The 14,399-nt window shown below is 65.6% G+C and carries 11 protein-coding genes; 7 read left to right on the plus strand and 4 right to left on the minus strand.

Features of this window, described 5'->3' with window-relative positions; translation table 11 throughout:
- Positions 1-99: 99 nt before the first annotated feature.
- A complete protein-coding gene (locus BMY06_RS23760) occupies positions 100-867 on the minus strand; it encodes an SDR family oxidoreductase (RefSeq protein WP_074985677.1) in 768 nt (255 codons plus the stop codon).
- A gap of 269 nt (positions 868-1,136) precedes the next feature.
- Here BMY06_RS23760 and BMY06_RS23765 point away from each other — a divergent pair, with 269 nt between their 5' ends.
- From BMY06_RS23765 to BMY06_RS23785, 5 genes are all read left to right on the plus strand, one after another.
- Complete coding sequence (locus tag BMY06_RS23765; RefSeq protein WP_074985679.1) at positions 1,137-2,126, plus strand: ProQ/FINO family protein; 990 nt, start codon at positions 1,137-1,139, stop codon at positions 2,124-2,126.
- A 171-nt stretch (positions 2,127-2,297) separates the two neighbouring features.
- Entirely contained in the window at positions 2,298-3,203 is a 906-nt protein-coding gene (locus BMY06_RS23770; protein ID WP_065065738.1) for a LysR family transcriptional regulator, read from the plus strand.
- Positions 3,204-3,388: 185 nt separating this feature from the next.
- Positions 3,389-4,735: an MFS transporter gene (locus tag BMY06_RS23775; protein WP_074985680.1), complete on the plus strand. Its 1,347-nt coding sequence runs from the start codon at positions 3,389-3,391 to the stop codon at positions 4,733-4,735.
- Positions 4,736-4,836: 101 nt separating this feature from the next.
- On the plus strand, positions 4,837-6,150 hold the full coding sequence (locus tag BMY06_RS23780) for a DUF1254 domain-containing protein (RefSeq protein WP_074985784.1): 1,314 nt from the start codon (positions 4,837-4,839) through the stop codon (positions 6,148-6,150).
- A gap of 32 nt (positions 6,151-6,182) precedes the next feature.
- Positions 6,183-7,523 (plus strand): DUF1254 domain-containing protein, encoded by a 1,341-nt coding sequence (locus tag BMY06_RS23785; protein WP_080180441.1) that lies wholly within the window; start codon positions 6,183-6,185, stop codon positions 7,521-7,523.
- A gap of 5 nt (positions 7,524-7,528) precedes the next feature.
- Here the strand turns inward: BMY06_RS23785 and BMY06_RS23790 are convergent, their stop codons facing one another.
- Positions 7,529-8,263, minus strand: a complete 735-nt coding sequence (locus BMY06_RS23790; RefSeq protein WP_074985683.1) for a transglycosylase SLT domain-containing protein — start codon at positions 8,261-8,263, stop codon at positions 7,529-7,531.
- Between the two features lie 145 nt (positions 8,264-8,408).
- Positions 8,409-9,305, minus strand: coding sequence for a fructose bisphosphate aldolase (locus BMY06_RS23795; protein ID WP_074985785.1), 897 nt, complete (start codon positions 9,303-9,305; stop codon positions 8,409-8,411).
- 774 nt (positions 9,306-10,079) lie between these two features.
- Here BMY06_RS23795 and BMY06_RS23800 point away from each other — a divergent pair.
- Both BMY06_RS23800 and BMY06_RS23805 read left to right on the plus strand, forming a co-directional pair.
- Entirely contained in the window at positions 10,080-11,582 is a 1,503-nt protein-coding gene (locus tag BMY06_RS23800) for a DUF1254 domain-containing protein (RefSeq protein ID WP_074985685.1), read from the plus strand.
- A 20-nt stretch (positions 11,583-11,602) separates the two neighbouring features.
- Positions 11,603-13,144 (plus strand): DUF1254 domain-containing protein, encoded by a 1,542-nt coding sequence (locus tag BMY06_RS23805; RefSeq protein ID WP_074985686.1) that lies wholly within the window; start codon positions 11,603-11,605, stop codon positions 13,142-13,144.
- A 68-nt stretch (positions 13,145-13,212) separates the two neighbouring features.
- Here BMY06_RS23805 and BMY06_RS23810 read toward each other — a convergent pair whose 3' ends face one another.
- The gene (locus BMY06_RS23810; RefSeq protein ID WP_074985688.1) at positions 13,213-14,334 is read right to left on the minus strand and encodes a porin; all 1,122 of its coding nucleotides are present in this window, start codon (positions 14,332-14,334) and stop codon (positions 13,213-13,215) included.
- Positions 14,335-14,399 lie beyond the last annotated feature (65 nt).

Here is a 14,399-nt window from a genome sequence, read left to right on the forward strand (position 1 = left end):
CGTTAGCTATGGTGATCCCGCATCGCGCTCGGTTGTCGAGGTGAGCGTTTGCGGGAGCGTGCGCGCTCAGTGGCTCGATTCAATAATGTGACGATGCCGTTACACGAGTTCGCGCACGTCGGCGATCGGCGTCGAACCAAACGCGTCGCTCAGTGCGTAATCGATCAACAGACGTGCCGCGTGTTCCGGCGTCGCCAGCTGGCCGTTCTCTTTCAATTGCTCGAATCGTTCGCGTAGCGGGAAGTTGTCCGTCGACGTCGAGCGGATCGTCGCCTGCATGCCGGTATCGACCACGCCGGGCGCGACGCTGCAAATGCGCACGCCGCGCGGCGCGTCGAGCGCCACGGCACGCGCGTGGTGGTCGAGCGCGGCCTTGGTTGCGCAATACACGCTCCAGCCCGCGTAAGCGTTGCGCGCAGCGCCGCTGGAGACGTGCAGGATGCGTCGCGAGGCGGCGTTGCCTGAACTGTCGTCGCTGGCCAGTGCGTTGGCCAGCATCAGCGGCGCGGCGACGTTGAGCGTGATCGCTCGGGCGATCGCGCCCGCATCCTGCACGCCGAGCGGCGCGATCGGGTCGACTGTGCCGGCATTGTTAAACAGCAGCACACAGTCCGCGCTTTGCGCGAACGCGCTCAGCGCGCCGCCGGCCAGCCAGCGCTCGACGCTCGCGGGATCGGCGAGATCGACGGCGGCTTCGGCGAGTCGCGCGGCGGTCCGGGCCGCCAGCGTCGGATGGGCGCTGCGGCCCACACCGAGCACGTCGATCTGGCGCTCCAGCAGCAATTCGGCGAGCGCGGCGCCGAGCCCGCGCGAATGTCCGGTAACGATCGCGCGGATCGAAGAAGGCAAAGTCGAGGAAACGTTCATTTTTGTGACAAAAAAAGCGCGCGATGTGCACACAGGCGTACGCGGCATGAAAAATGGGGGCGCGGTGCGGGCGCGAGATGCGGGAAACCGCAAAAAAACCCGTAAAAACAGGGCGATTCGCGCGCACGGCACATTTTCGCGGAGGTCGTGCGAGCGCGCTGTCAAGCGTCGCGCGTGCTGCACGCGGGGCATCGGCGAGTCGCGGTGACAGAAATGCTGCGCGCGATTCTGTATCATAGCGTCCGATCCAATAAGGAAGAGAGCTGGACGTGAAAGCCGCATCGCAACAACGCCGTACCCTGAGCTTCAAGGATGGTCTTCTCGAAATCAAGAAGAGCATGGGGATGGGCACGGGACAGCCGCCCGAAGAACAGGCGCAGTCGCCGCAAGGCAAGTCCTCGCCCAAGGGCGCGCAGGGCCCGCGTCGTGGGCAGGGTGCTTCGGGCCACAAGGGTCCGAAGGGTCCGCGTCCGGCCGGCGCGGAAGACGCGCGCGCACGCGGTCCGCGTCCGGCGCACGGCAAGCCGCAAGGCAAGCGCGCCGAGGGCGGCGCGCCCGCCGGCGGCAGGCCGCAAGAGGGCAAGGGCCAGCAGGCCCGCCCGCAGCGCGGTCCGCGCGACGGCGAGCAGCGCCAGGGCGCGCGTCCGGGGCAAGGGCAAGGTGAGGGCCGTGGCCCGCATCGTCAGCGTCCGGCGCGCGCGCAACAACCGGCTGCGAATCTCAGCGAAGCCGACAAGGCGCGCATTGAGCGCAACCGCCAGCTCAACACGGTCTGGAACGTTTTTGCGAAGCTCTATCCGACCTTCCGCGAGCGTCTGCCGCTCAAGATCGGTGTCGTCGAGGATCTGGTCGCCGCGCACCCGGACTACGAGCGCACGCTGATCGTCGCCGTGCTCAAGCGCCACGTGAACCATCCGCGTTACCACGAGCGCGTGGCCGCGGGCGGTCCGCGTTACGAACTGGACGGCACGGTGTCGGAAGGCCCGGGCATCGATCCGTCGCATATCGGCCGCGCCAACGCCGCGCTCGCGCGCCAGAAGGCCAAGGCCGAGGCGCAAGCCAAGCCGCAGGACGCAGCCGCACCGGCGGCGCCTGCTGCCGGGCAGACGGGGGAAGCGGCGGAAGCCGTCGAGTCGGCTGAAGCGCAGGCTCCGGCCCCGGCAGTCGAAGCGCAAGCCGCCGAACCGGCTGCGCCCGAGTCCGCGCAAGCACCGGCCGCGCCGGCTGCAGAAGGGGACACGCCCGCCGCGAACGCCTGAGCGCGTCGGCCGCCGCCCGCGCGCGGCGGCCATCCCGTTTAGCGATCCCGAGCCGGTCCGCGCCATGCCGCGCACCGGCTCGCTTCGTTGCGACGTCGGCGCGCGGCATCCGGTCCGCCACGCGATGCGGACTTCCCGGCGCTCATACCGTCACGATTGCCGCGCCTCGCCATGAATCTACGCCAGCTCGAACACGTGATCGCCCTCGCCGAAGAGGGCAGCTTCGCGCGCGCCGCGCAACGCGTCCATTTGAGCCAGCCCGCGCTGAGCCGCAGTATTCAGACGCTCGAAGACGATCTCGGCATGGCGCTGTTCGACCGCACGACGCGCGAGGTGCAGATCACGCCCGCGGGCGAGCTGGTCGTGCGCCGCGCGAAGAAAGTGCTGTTCGAGGCGCGCTGCCTCGTGCGCGACGTCGATCTGCTGCGCAATCACGACATCGGTGCGGTGAGTTTCGGCGCGGGGCCGTATCCGGCGGCCATGCTGCTGCCCGCCGCGCTCGACGCGCTCGCGCATCATCATCCGCAACTGCGCATCAACGCGGTCGTCGACAACTGGAAAAACCTGCTCGACGCCCTGCACGCCGAAACGCTCGATTTCCTGATCGTCGATATTCGCGGCACCCAGCCGACCAGCGAGGTCAACGTGATGACGCTGCCGCGTCATCAGGCGGCCTGGTTCGTGCGCGAGGGGCATCCGCTCGCGGGCCGTGCCGGGCTTGATGCGCACGAGTTGCAGGCGTATCCGGTCGTCTCCGTGCCGTTGCCCGATCCGATGCACGAGGCGCTGCGCAAATGGCTGCGTTACGCGCCGAATCACGCGCTCGAATTTCATCTCGTCTGCAACGATGTGAACGTGTTGCAGGAATACGCGCGCAAGACCGACGCACTCCTGTTGCTGACCACGCACGCCATGTGGAATCCGGCGCGCATGGCGGGCCTCGTGCCGCTCTCGCTGCCCACGCGCTCGCCGCTGTGGCTGCAATTCGGCATCGTCCATCTCGCGGGGCGCACGCTGTCTCCCGCCGCTGAACAGGCCATCCGCGCGTTTCAAAGCGTCGCCGCCACGTCTCGATAATTCCGCCGGAGCCGGCGCTGCGGGGGCTGCGTCAATACGCCCGCATTCATGCGTTTGATCTATTGATTCGATGCAAATTATGCAGTTGTATTATTGATTGGCGCATCGTCCAATGTCCCGGATGCGGCAGACGAGGCGACCGGCGCTGGCCGGCCGTCCACAAAAAAGCCGCGAATGGAGACGCAATGACGTTCGAGACGCACGCTCGCGCCCAGCGATGGTTAATCGTCGCCGGCCTGTTTTTCTTTCTCGCCATCAATTTCGCCGACAAGGCGCTCATCGGTCTCGCCGCCGAGCCCATCATGCGCGAGCTCAATCTCACGCACGGGCAGTTCGGCCGCATCGCCGCCAGTTTCTTTACGTTGTTTTCGATCTCCGCGTTGCTGGTCGGGCTGCTGTCGAATCGCGTGAAAACGCGCTGGCTGCTGCTTGCGATGGCCGTCACGTGGTCGATTTCGCAGGTGCCGCTGCTGCTTTACGCCGCGCCCGCTACGCTCGTGCTGTCGCGCGTGCTGCTTGGCGCGAGCGAGGGGCCCGCGTTTCCGGTCGCCGTGCACGCGCTCTACAAATGGTTTCCCGATCGCGAACGCGCGGTGCCGTCGGCGCTGCTGACGATCGGCGCGTCGTTTGGCGCCGGGCTGATCGCGCCGCTCATCACGACAGTGATCGTGGCCTTCGGCTGGCGCGCGGCGTTTCAGTTGCTCGCGGTCGTGGGCCTCGTGTGGAGCGCGCTGTGGCTGTGGATCGGCAAGGAAGGGCCGCTCGGCGGCCATGACGACGCACGCGCCGTCGCGACGCAGGGCGGCGCCGGCGCTATCTACCCCGAGCGGATTCCGCTGCGCGCGCTGCTGCTGTCGCGCACCTGTATCGGCAGCGATCTCGCGGGCTTCGCGGCCTACGTGATCCTGACTGTCGCGACGGTGTGGCTGCCGAGTTACCTCGTGCGCGTGGCGGGCTATTCGCTCACGCAGGTCGGCTGGATCGTGGTGCTGCCTGCGTTCGGGCAGATGGTCAGTTCGCCGCTGCTGAGCTGGTGGTCGCAGCGGCTGATGGCGCGCGGCGTGTCGAGCCGCCATGCGCGCGGCACGCTCGGGGCGGTGGCGGTCGTGGCCTCGGGTATCGCGCTGGTGCTGATGCCGCGTCTTGGCGCCGGGCCGCTGCTCATCGCGACGGTGACGGTCGGATTTTCGCTCGCGTCGTTCACGTTCGTGAGCGGCATGACGCTCGCGGGCGAGATCGTCCCCGCCGCGCAGCGCGGTGGCGTGCTGGGCATCAATATCTGTATCGCGACGCTCGGCGGTCTCGTCACGCCCGCCGTGATCGGCTATGTGATCGACCACGCCGCCAGCCAGGCCGCCGGTTTCCAGACGGGGATGCTGCTCGCGGGCGCGTTCGCCATTGGTGCGGGGCTGGTCGCCGCCGTGCTGATTCATCCGGAAGCCGATCGTGAGCGATTTGCGGCGCGTGCGCGGCGCGAACAGCGTGAGCAGCAAGCGCAGATGGCGAGTCCGCTGGTGCCGGGCGAACGCTGAAAAGCTGGGGGCGATGCGGAAAGCGCGCTTGCCTTATCGTAGATACAAAGGATTCCGAAATTATTTGAGGATGCAGGAAATTCGTTATGTATACGCAGGCAATGAGTCGAATCGATCCGCGAGCGAGGTCCGAAGAAGATCCCGTCGTCGCGCTGGTGAAAATGGCGGCGGGGCCGCTCGCGCTTGCACGCTATCCGGTGGTCGAAGTGATGCGCACGTGCGCGCTGCACACGCAGCCGCATTCGCGCAGTCCGCTGCGCGCGCCGTTCAACGCGCTCTATGCGAGCGACCGCCGCTGGACGCATGAGGACCGCGACATCGTCACGCCCGCCAACGACTTTCTCTATCTGAATGCGTGGATCGATCTTTCGAACGGTCCTGTCGTGCTCGACCTGCCGGCGGTGGAGAGCACGCGTTATTTCGTGATCGAATTGCTCGATGCCTTCACCAACAACTTCGCGAATCTCGGGCCGCGCAACGTGGGGACGCGCGGCGCGCGCGTCGTGCTGCATGCGCCGGGGCAACAGCCGACGGGCGACGGCACGCCGGTGGCCTGTCCCACCGCGCTGGTCTGGCTGCTCGGCCGCGTGCTGGTGCAAAGCGACGACGACCTGCCTCGCGCCCGTGACGCCGCGCGCGCGTTCCGGCTGAACGGGCCGGTCTGCGCGGGGCCGCAGTGCGTGCGCGACTGGCAGGAAAGCGGCGACGACGCGCTCGACTTCTTTCAGCACGTGTTCGATGCGTTCGCCGATTTGCCACCACGCGCCGACGAGGCCGCCGCCTTCGGCATGCTCGTGCGCGCGGGACTGCGCGAGCACGGACGGACCGACGTGCGTGCGCTGCCCGAAGCCGTGCAGCACGGCCTGCGCCTTGCCTATGCCGACGCGCAACGTCTGCTGCTCGCGTTCACGCAAAGCCGCACGCGCCGCAACTGGGTCTATAGCCTCGAACTCGGGCGCTACGGCCATGCGCATCTGCTGCGCGCGTGCATCGCCATGAAGGGGCTGGGCGCGCTCGCCTCGGAAGAGGCCGTCTATGCGACCGCCGATTTCGACGATGCGGGCGAGCATCTGCACGGCGCGCGCCGCTATAGCCTGCATTTCGCGCCGGGCCAGTTGCCGCCCGTCGATGCCTTGTGGTCGCTGTCGCTCTATGGCGCCGACCGTTATTTCGTCGACAACCCGATCCCCCGTTACGCGATCGGCGACCGCACGCCGGGGCTTCGCTACGACGCCGATGGCGGACTGCGTATCGCCATCCAGCACGAAGCGCCTGCCGATCCGCACGCGAACTGGCTGCCGGCGCCGCCTGACGGCTTCTATCTGATCCTGCGTTTCTACCATCCGCAGGCCGCGTTTCTCGAAGGGCGCTACGCGATTCCGCCGGTGCAAAACGTGTCGCCGGTGAACGCCTGACGTCCACGCCATTCTCTTTGCTTCAATCCGCCATGAATACTCCGACTGTCTCATCCGCTTCGTTTGTGGAACCCGCCGCCGCGAGCGCTGATCTTGTCGATCTCGCCGTCGAGGCCGTGCAGTTCGCACTGCCGCTCTACGAAATGGCGCGCATGTTGTCCGCGACCTGTCCGCGCGTCGAGGGCCACGACGCCGATGCCACCGCACGCTGGGCCAACGCCTGGCTGCACACGCGTCAGTTGCTCGGGCCGCAGCATCGACGCGTCGTCACGCCGAACAACGACACGCTCTATTCGAGCGCGTGGCTCGATTTGCGCGGCGGGCCGCTCGTGATCCGCGTGCCGGCCATGCACTCGCGCTACTACGTGCTGGGCCTGCTCGACATGTACACGAATCCGTTCGGGTATATCGGCAGCCGCACGACCGGCGGCGAAGCGGGTGCGTTCTTCGTGCACGGGCCGACGTGGCGCGGCGAGGCGCCCGCGGGCATGCGCTCGCTCGCGTGTCCGACCGATACGGTCTGGGTGATCGGCCGTATTCTCGTCGATGGCGCTGACGATCTGGCGGCGGCCGTGCTGTTGCAGGATCAGTTGTCGATCGAACGGGCGCCCGGCGGCACGGCGCCGGTGCCGACGCGTATCGACGCGTGGTTGCCGCCGCAGGAACGTCCCGGCGATGCGGCGCGCTTCGCGCAGGTCGTGAACCGCGCGCTCACGGAAAACCCGCCGCCTGCCGCTGCGATGACGAGCCTCGCACGCTGGCGCGCGTGCGGTATCGGTGCGGATATTGCCACGCTCGACGCCGCGCAAACCGACGCGCTCGCCCGCGCGATTGCGCAGCTCACGCGCGAACTCGCGAGCGCGCCGCCGCTCGCGCTGGGCGGCGGCTGGGCGCTGCCGGTCGATGTGCGCGAAACTTTCGGCGACGACTATCGCGAGCGCGCGCAGGTCGCACTCAGCTACATCGGCGCGCTCGGCATCGAAGAAGCGATGTACATCACCGCCGATTGCGATGACGATGGCGCGCTGCTCGATGGCCGCGAATCGTACGTGTTGCACTTTGCGCCCGGCCAGGCGTTGCAGGTCGAGGCGTTCTGGTCGCTGACCGCTTACGAGCGCGCGACCTGCATGCTGGCCGAGAATGCCATCGGCCGCTATTCGCTGGGCGACCGCACGCGCGGTCTGCGTCTCGACGACGACGGCGGCTTGCGGATCGCGATCTCGGCAAACGAACCCGCCGATCCGGTATTGCGCGCAAACTGGCTGCCCGCGCCGCCGGAGCGGTTCTATCTGGCGCTGCGCCTGTACGTGCCGCGCGCGGTGCATCTCGAAGGGCGTTACGCGTATCCGCCGGTGGAGCGGCAGCGCGGTTGAGCGGATCAGCGATCGCGCGAACGTGACTGGTAGCGTGCGGCGTCGCGTGCGCTTGAGGTGTCGGTGGAAGATGCGGTCTGTGCGCCCGATGCACCCGATTGCGCAGACGCTGCCTGCGCCGAGGATGCCACGCTCGCGCTCGCCGTAGCGGTCGCACCGGCCACCGTCTTCGCCGCGAGCGTCGCCGAAAACGCACCCGTGTACGCGGCGCTTGCGCTCGCCGCGTCGGCATCGACGACATGCGGGGCGCTCGCGCTGTCGAGCACGTGACTGAACTCCATCGCGCGTGCGCGGATCTTCTGCGCGTAGGCTGTCGAGCCGCCGTAGTTTTTCATCGCCGCGTCGAGATCGCCGCCGGCGTCGCGCTTGTAGCCATAGAGGATTGACGAGCCCACATCGATATTGACGTCGGGATCGGTGAGGTCCTTGTTGCGCAGCAGATTGCGGTGCGCCGAGGGCACGACCTGCATGAGTCCGGTGGCGTTGTTCGCGCCGCGCGCCTTCTCGCGAAAGCGCGACTCGATCGAAATGATGGCGAGCAGCACCGCGGGCGGCAGCGAATATTTCGCGGCGGCCGTGGTCACGGCCTCAGAAATTTGCGCAGCCTTTTCCTTCGCCAGCCCGAACTTCTGGGTGAGGTAGGTGGGGAGCTTCTGTTTGTCCTCGGGGGGCTGTTGCTGCGCCGCTGCGGTTTGCACGAAGCCGGGCAGCAAGGCGAGCAGGCAGAGTAACCGCCTCATGGCCGGTCCATATCGCGAAAAAATGAGTGAACGATCGACTGGCGCACAGTATAACCGCCCAACAAAAAAAGACAGCCGGGTTGTGGCCCCGGCTGTCTTTCGGTTTTTAACGCAGCGGCATGTACCGCGCGCAGGCTCAGTCCGCTCAGTCCTTCTTGACCGATGCCTGATAGATTTCGTCGATACTCGCGGCCAGCGCGGCGTCGAACTCCGCGTCGCTCATCTGCTTCGTGAGGTCGTTGATCAGCGCGCGCGAAAAGCTCGCGATCATGCCGTGGTTGTGCGTGAGGCGCTCGCAGGCGTCGCTGCGCGAATAGCCGCCCGACAGCGCGACCACGCGCACCACGCGCGGATGGTCGATCAGCGGCTTGTAGAAGTCAGGCGTGTCGGGAATCGTCAGCTTGATCATGACGTCGCTCGATGCGGGCAGGGCGTCGAGACCCTCGAGCAGCGCGTCGCGCAGCAGCGCTTCGGCCTGCGCCTTGTCGGGCGCCTTGATCGACACTTCCGGTTCGAGGATCGGCACGAGTCCGTGTGCGCTGATCTGCGCACCCACTTCGAACTGCTGCTTCGCGATGGCCGCGATGCCCTCCGGCGAGGCGCGCTCGATCGTGGAGCGCATCTTGGTGCCGAAAATGCCGGCTTTGCGGGCACGTTCGAGCAACGCGTCGAGGCCCGGATTCGGCTTCATGAGGCGCACGCCGTTGCCTTCGGCTTCGAGGCCCTTGTCGACCTTGAGGAAAGGCACCACGCCACGGTCTTCCCAGAGGAACGCGGGCACGGGCTTGCCGTGCGCCTGGCCGTCCATGGTCTGCTCGAACAGAATTGCGCCGATCACCTTGGCGCCCGTGAACGCGGGCGCGCTGATGATGCGCACGCGCATCTCGTGCATGAGGCGGAACATGGCCTCGTCGCCCTGATAGTCGCTCTCGGGAATGCCGTATTGCCGCAGCGCGCCCGGCGTGGAGCCGCCGCTCTGATCGAGCGCGGCGATGAAGCCCGGTTTGTCGCGCATCTGCTGCAGCATCGTGTCGTTGGCCATCTTCATTTCTCCCGAAAAAAGGCGCCGGGTGCGGCGCGGTTACCTGGAGCCCGGCGGTCGGCCTTGCGGGCATCTGCGTTCCGACGAGTGTACTGGCGCTGCGTGACAGCGTCTCGCCGAACTGCGCATTGGCCGTCCGTTACCGAACCCATGAGTCGATTCCAAAGGCGGGAAGCAAGCGCGATGCCAGCCCCCGGTAAATTCTTGCCGAGCCGCTTATTACGGACACTTTTCCCGGCTCAGTACAAACGTGCATTGAAAAGACAGAATAAGACCTGGCATAAATTGCGTTGAGGTCATTATGGGGCCGATTATTTGTCGCATTCGAATGGAAGCGGACTTTCGCGGATTCGAATGCGCGCATGCGCGATGCCAGTGACTCACGTCAATAAGCCGGAAGAGTCGAATAATCATTGCGCGCGCCACGTTGTTTGCTGGTTGCTGTCGGGCTAGTATCGGCCGTGCAGGCGAAAGACCGGCTTTCGGCTTTCACGATATGATTTTTATCAGCTGGGTGTCGCGGGGTTTGTCCGTATTTTTGCCCGTATTTTTTGTCCGTATCGCCGGTTCATTTGTTCAGGTTTCAGATAACGCTGCTGCATTTTGCATAAACCGGCATGTATACCGGGTGTGTGCAAATTAGTCATCGAATGCGCGACACGAAACACTGCGCAGGCTCTTTTTTTGCAAGGCGGGTTTATTCGGCGTCTGTTTCATCACCGTCGCGCCCACCTGCGCGCCATGCGAACTTTTACGACAATCGGAAAAAGAACCATGAAAAATCGCATCCTCGTGGGCGCACTCGCCCTGGCTGTCGCGTCGGCTGTCGCGTCGTTCACGCAAGGCGCGGCAGCGGCACAAGCCCAGTCAGCCGGCGCGGCGCAACCGCACGCGGCCGCGTTGCCGCCGGGGCCGGTGGCCGGCTACGCGATGTCCGAAGCGTATGCGCGCACCCTGGCGCGCAATCTTTACGTCTGGGCCTGGCCCATGACGAATATCTACAACCGCCTGCTCGCGGCGCGTCAGGTGCCTTCGCCGGGCCTGAACGGCGGCATCGTGCCGCTCGCGCCGCCCAATCGCCTGTCGATGCTGCATGACTATATCGAGCCGGCCGAGCGCTTCGTGGCGTGTCCGAATCAGGACGTCGTGTACGGTTCGGCCGTGGTCGATCTCGACGCTTCGCCGGTGGTCGTGCAGGTGCCCGACTTCGGCGGCCGTTTCTGGGTGATCCAGGCCGTCGACACGCGCACCGACAGTTTCGCGAGCCTCGGCAAGATGTACGGCACGAAGCCCGGCTTCTATCTGCTGGCCGGTCCGAACTGGAAGGGCAAGGTGCCCGCCGGCATCCAGCACGTATTCCGCTCGCCTACCTCGGTCGGGCTCGTGATTCCGCGCGTCTTCATGGACGACACGCCCGAGGACCGCAAGGCGATCCAGTCCACGATCGCGCAGATCGGCGTGTATCCGCTCGCCGATTTCGACGGCAAGATGAAGCGCACCGACTGGTCCGCGCTGCCGCATTTCGGCAAGGATGGCGGCGGCGGCGACGCGGAAATCCGCTTTGTCGAGCCCGAGAAGTTCTGGGACGAACTCACGCTCGTGCTCAAGGCCACGCCGCCGTTGCCGGGCGAGCAGGCGCTCTACGCGCAGGCCGAGGCGCTGCTCGCGGCCGCGCGTCAGGATCCGGCGATCAAGGCGGCGATCGTCGACGAAGCGAAAAAGGCCGACACCGAAGTCGTCGCGCCGATGTTCAACTTCAACAGCTTCGGGCACGCGCTGAACGACAACTGGCACACGATCACCAACGGCGCGGCGTTCGGTACGGACTACTACACGCGCGCGGCGGTTGCCAAGTCGAACATCCTGGTCAACAAGAGCAACGAGACCAAATACTTCTATCTGGACGCCGACGCGAGCGGCCAGCGCCTGAATGGCGCGCATGCCTACACGGTCACGTTTCCGAAGGGCAAGCTGCCGCCGGTGAAGGGATTCTGGTCGCTCACGCTGTACAACGAGCATCACTTCTTCTCGCCGAACGACATCAAGCGCTATTCGGTGGGCACGAAGAACAAGGACCTCAAGCTCAACGAAGATGGCTCGCTCACGATCTACATCCAGAGCGCGCCGCCCGAAGGCGACAAGCGCGCGAACTGGCTGCCGGCTCCCGCCGGTCAGGACTTCTCGCTGTACGTGCGTGCCTACTGGCCCGAGCCCGCGGCGCTCGACGGGTCGTGGACGCCGCCGCCGGTGCGCGCCACCAGCGCCACGAATCCGTAATCGGCGCACGGAGGAGACGGATGACGACCTTGAACACTTCCCTGCGCGGTCTCGCGCTCGCGGTTGCGCTGGCGACGCCCTGCATGACGTGGGCGCAAGCCGCGCCTGACACGGCACCGGACGCCGCACCTGTCGCCGCGCGCTATGGCGAACTCGCGAATCTGCCGTTCCCCGGCGGCTTTCCGGCGCCCCAATCGGTCCAGACGCTGCAAGACGAATGGCTGTTCCAGCGCGCGGTCCAGACGTATATCTGGGCCATTCCCGCGCTCAACGTGTACGCGATGAAGGAAGGCTCGGAACGCAAGTTCGGCACGGGTTACAACGTGCTGCCGATCTTCAAGGAACGGCTCGACGCGCGCACGCAGATCACCACGCCGAATTCGGACGTAATCTACGCGCTCGGCTATCTCGACGTGGGCAAGGACGGCCCGATGGTGATCGAGGTGCCGCCCGGCCTGCAAGGCATTCTCGACGACTTCTTCCAGCGCCCGATCTGCGGGCCGAAGCTCGAAGGCCATGTGATGTGCGGCGACGTCGGCCTGCCCGGTCCCGACAAGGGCAAGGGCGGCAAATATCTCGTGCTGCCGCCGGGTTACGACGGCCCGGTTCCCGAGGGCTATTACGTCTATCGCTCGCGCACGAACGGCGTGTTCGTGTTCTGGCGCGGCTTCTTCAAGAATCCGAAAGCACTCGCGCAACCGGTCGGCGTGCTGGAGCAGACGAAGATCTATCCGCTCGGTCAGCAGGCGAATGCGAAACCCATGCAGTTTCCCGACGCGTCGGGCGTGCCCATCAACATGCTGTATCCGACCGATGGCAGCGCGTTCGACATGCTCTCGCGTTTCATCGACAGCGAGTATCCCGATCCCGCCGACATGGAAATGCGCGGCATGGCCGCGAGTCTCGGCATCGTCAAGGGGCAGCCGTTCAAGCCGGACCCGCGCACGCGCAAGATCCTCGACGACGCCGCGCGCACGGCCGCGAAGATGGCGCGCGTGATTGCCGTCGCGCCGCCCGCGAACACCTATGCGCAGAAGTGGTATCCGGACCGGCAGTGGCTCAACGTGTTTCCGGGCAATGCGGAATTCACGTCGCCGACCTTCAACTACATCGACATTCGCACTGGCTTCTTCACCTACGCGTACTCGGCAAGCCCGGGCATGGCCGTCAGCATGGTGAACGTGGGCGCGAAATATCCCACGGCGTTCAAGGACGCGCAGGGCCGTTTCCTGACGGGCGAGCACACCTACAAGCTGCATCTGCCTGCGGGCATTCCGGCGCATATCTTCTGGTCGGTCGCGGCCTACGACGCGTGGAGCGCGTCGGGATTGCAGAACGGCCAGGCGTTCCCGTCGATCAACACGATGGACGAGCCCGCGAAGAACGCCGATGGTTCGATCGACATCGTGTTCGGACCGAAGCAGCCCGCCGACGTCAATGTGAAGAACTACATCCGCACGCTGCCGGACAAGGGCTTTTTCGTGATCCTGCGTTTGTATGGCCCGACGCAGCCGTTCTTCGACAAGACCTGGAAGCCCGGCGACATCGAACGCATCGACTGAATCGATAAACCCAGCATAAGAAAAGCGGCCCGCAAGGGCCGCTTTTGCCTTTAACGGAGTGAAGCGGTTTAGAAGCGATGCGTCATGCCGACCGCGCCCATCGCCTGCTTGGTGCCGCCTTCGGTCACGCTCACGCCCGGCCAGCTCACCGTGGCCGTGCCGTTGTTCTTGAAATAGCCCGCGCGCGCATACAGGCTCGTACGCTTCGAAATCCAGTGATCGATGCCGATCTGGAAACCCGGCGTGTTGTCGTGCGCGCCGCGCACGTTGCGATAGAGCGCAGCAAGCTGGATTTCGTCGATGGAGGTGGCCTGAATCGTCGCGCCCACTTCGGCGATGCTCATCGAGTGGGCGGAGCCGAACCGCGCGGTGAACGAACCCGGCGCAGGTTCGCCCTTCGGCCGGTTATACGAGTAGTTCGCCTGCAGATTGACCGGGCCGATTCGATACGCGAGCGCGGCAACGAAGTGCTCGGTGTTCATCAGGTCGATCGAGGCGGGCAGCGATGCGTAGCGCGCCGTGCCGCTGTGCTGGTAGACGTACGCGAGCCCCGCGTAGAGCCCGCCGCCCGTGAAGTTCACGCCGAGGTTCAGCGTATTGCCGAACGTCGACGGCACCGGTTGCGTGACCGTTTCCGAAAAACCGTACATGGTGTAGAGCTGCACGCCGCCGATCCGCGGCGTCTGATAAAGCACGGAGTTGCTCAGGCGCGCCGAGTCGTACTGCGTCGACAGCGTGTTGCGATCGACGGCCAGCACGTAGGACGCGAATGGCGAGAGCCCTTCGTTGACCTTGAACGGATCGGTCGGATACACCACGCGGAAGCTCGAATCGTACTGACGGCCGAACGAGAGCGAGCCGTATTTTTCGTGCTTCAGGCCCACCCATGCCTGGCGGAAGAAGAGCTTGCTGGTGTCGGCGTAGAGTCCACCGTTGTTGAGGTTGAAGCCCGTTTCCACGTTGAACTGCGCAATCAGGCCGCCGCCCAGATCCTCGGTGCCTTTCAGGCCGAACAGCGAACTCGTCGAGCCGCCGCTTTTGAGCGCGACGGTGTTCTTGCCATCGTTGCTCAGGTACTGCATGTAGGTATCGGCGACGCCGTACAGCGTCACGCCCGATTCGGCGGCCGCCGCGCCGCTTGCCGCCACTGCGAGAGCAATCCCACACCACCCATGCCTGCGCACGCGCATGTCTGTCTCCTCTTTATTTATGTAAGCATCATGAAATTAGAATGACCGTGCTAATTAAAGGGGCA

The organism is Paraburkholderia tropica, from assembly GCF_900109265.1.
Taxonomy (GTDB): Bacteria; Pseudomonadota; Gammaproteobacteria; order Burkholderiales; family Burkholderiaceae; genus Paraburkholderia; species Paraburkholderia tropica.

What these genes read in the sequence shown, in the direction of transcription:
- BMY06_RS23760 (WP_074985677.1), bottom strand. Translation starts at nt 867, where the DNA reads ATGAACGTTTCCTCGACTTTGCCTTCTTCGATCCGCGCGATCGTTACC.
- BMY06_RS23770 (WP_065065738.1), top strand. Translation starts at nt 2,298, where the DNA reads ATGAATCTACGCCAGCTCGAACACGTGATCGCCCTCGCCGAAGAGGGC.
- BMY06_RS23775 (WP_074985680.1), top strand. Translation starts at nt 3,389, where the DNA reads ATGACGTTCGAGACGCACGCTCGCGCCCAGCGATGGTTAATCGTCGCC.
- BMY06_RS23780 (WP_074985784.1), top strand. Translation starts at nt 4,837, where the DNA reads ATGAGTCGAATCGATCCGCGAGCGAGGTCCGAAGAAGATCCCGTCGTC.
- BMY06_RS23785 (WP_080180441.1), top strand. Translation starts at nt 6,183, where the DNA reads ATGAATACTCCGACTGTCTCATCCGCTTCGTTTGTGGAACCCGCCGCC.
- BMY06_RS23790 (WP_074985683.1), bottom strand. Translation starts at nt 8,263, where the DNA reads ATGAGGCGGTTACTCTGCCTGCTCGCCTTGCTGCCCGGCTTCGTGCAA.
- BMY06_RS23795 (WP_074985785.1), bottom strand. Translation starts at nt 9,305, where the DNA reads ATGGCCAACGACACGATGCTGCAGCAGATGCGCGACAAACCGGGCTTC.
- BMY06_RS23800 (WP_074985685.1), top strand. Translation starts at nt 10,080, where the DNA reads ATGAAAAATCGCATCCTCGTGGGCGCACTCGCCCTGGCTGTCGCGTCG.
- BMY06_RS23805 (WP_074985686.1), top strand. Translation starts at nt 11,603, where the DNA reads ATGACGACCTTGAACACTTCCCTGCGCGGTCTCGCGCTCGCGGTTGCG.
- BMY06_RS23810 (WP_074985688.1), bottom strand. Translation starts at nt 14,334, where the DNA reads ATGCGCGTGCGCAGGCATGGGTGGTGTGGGATTGCTCTCGCAGTGGCG.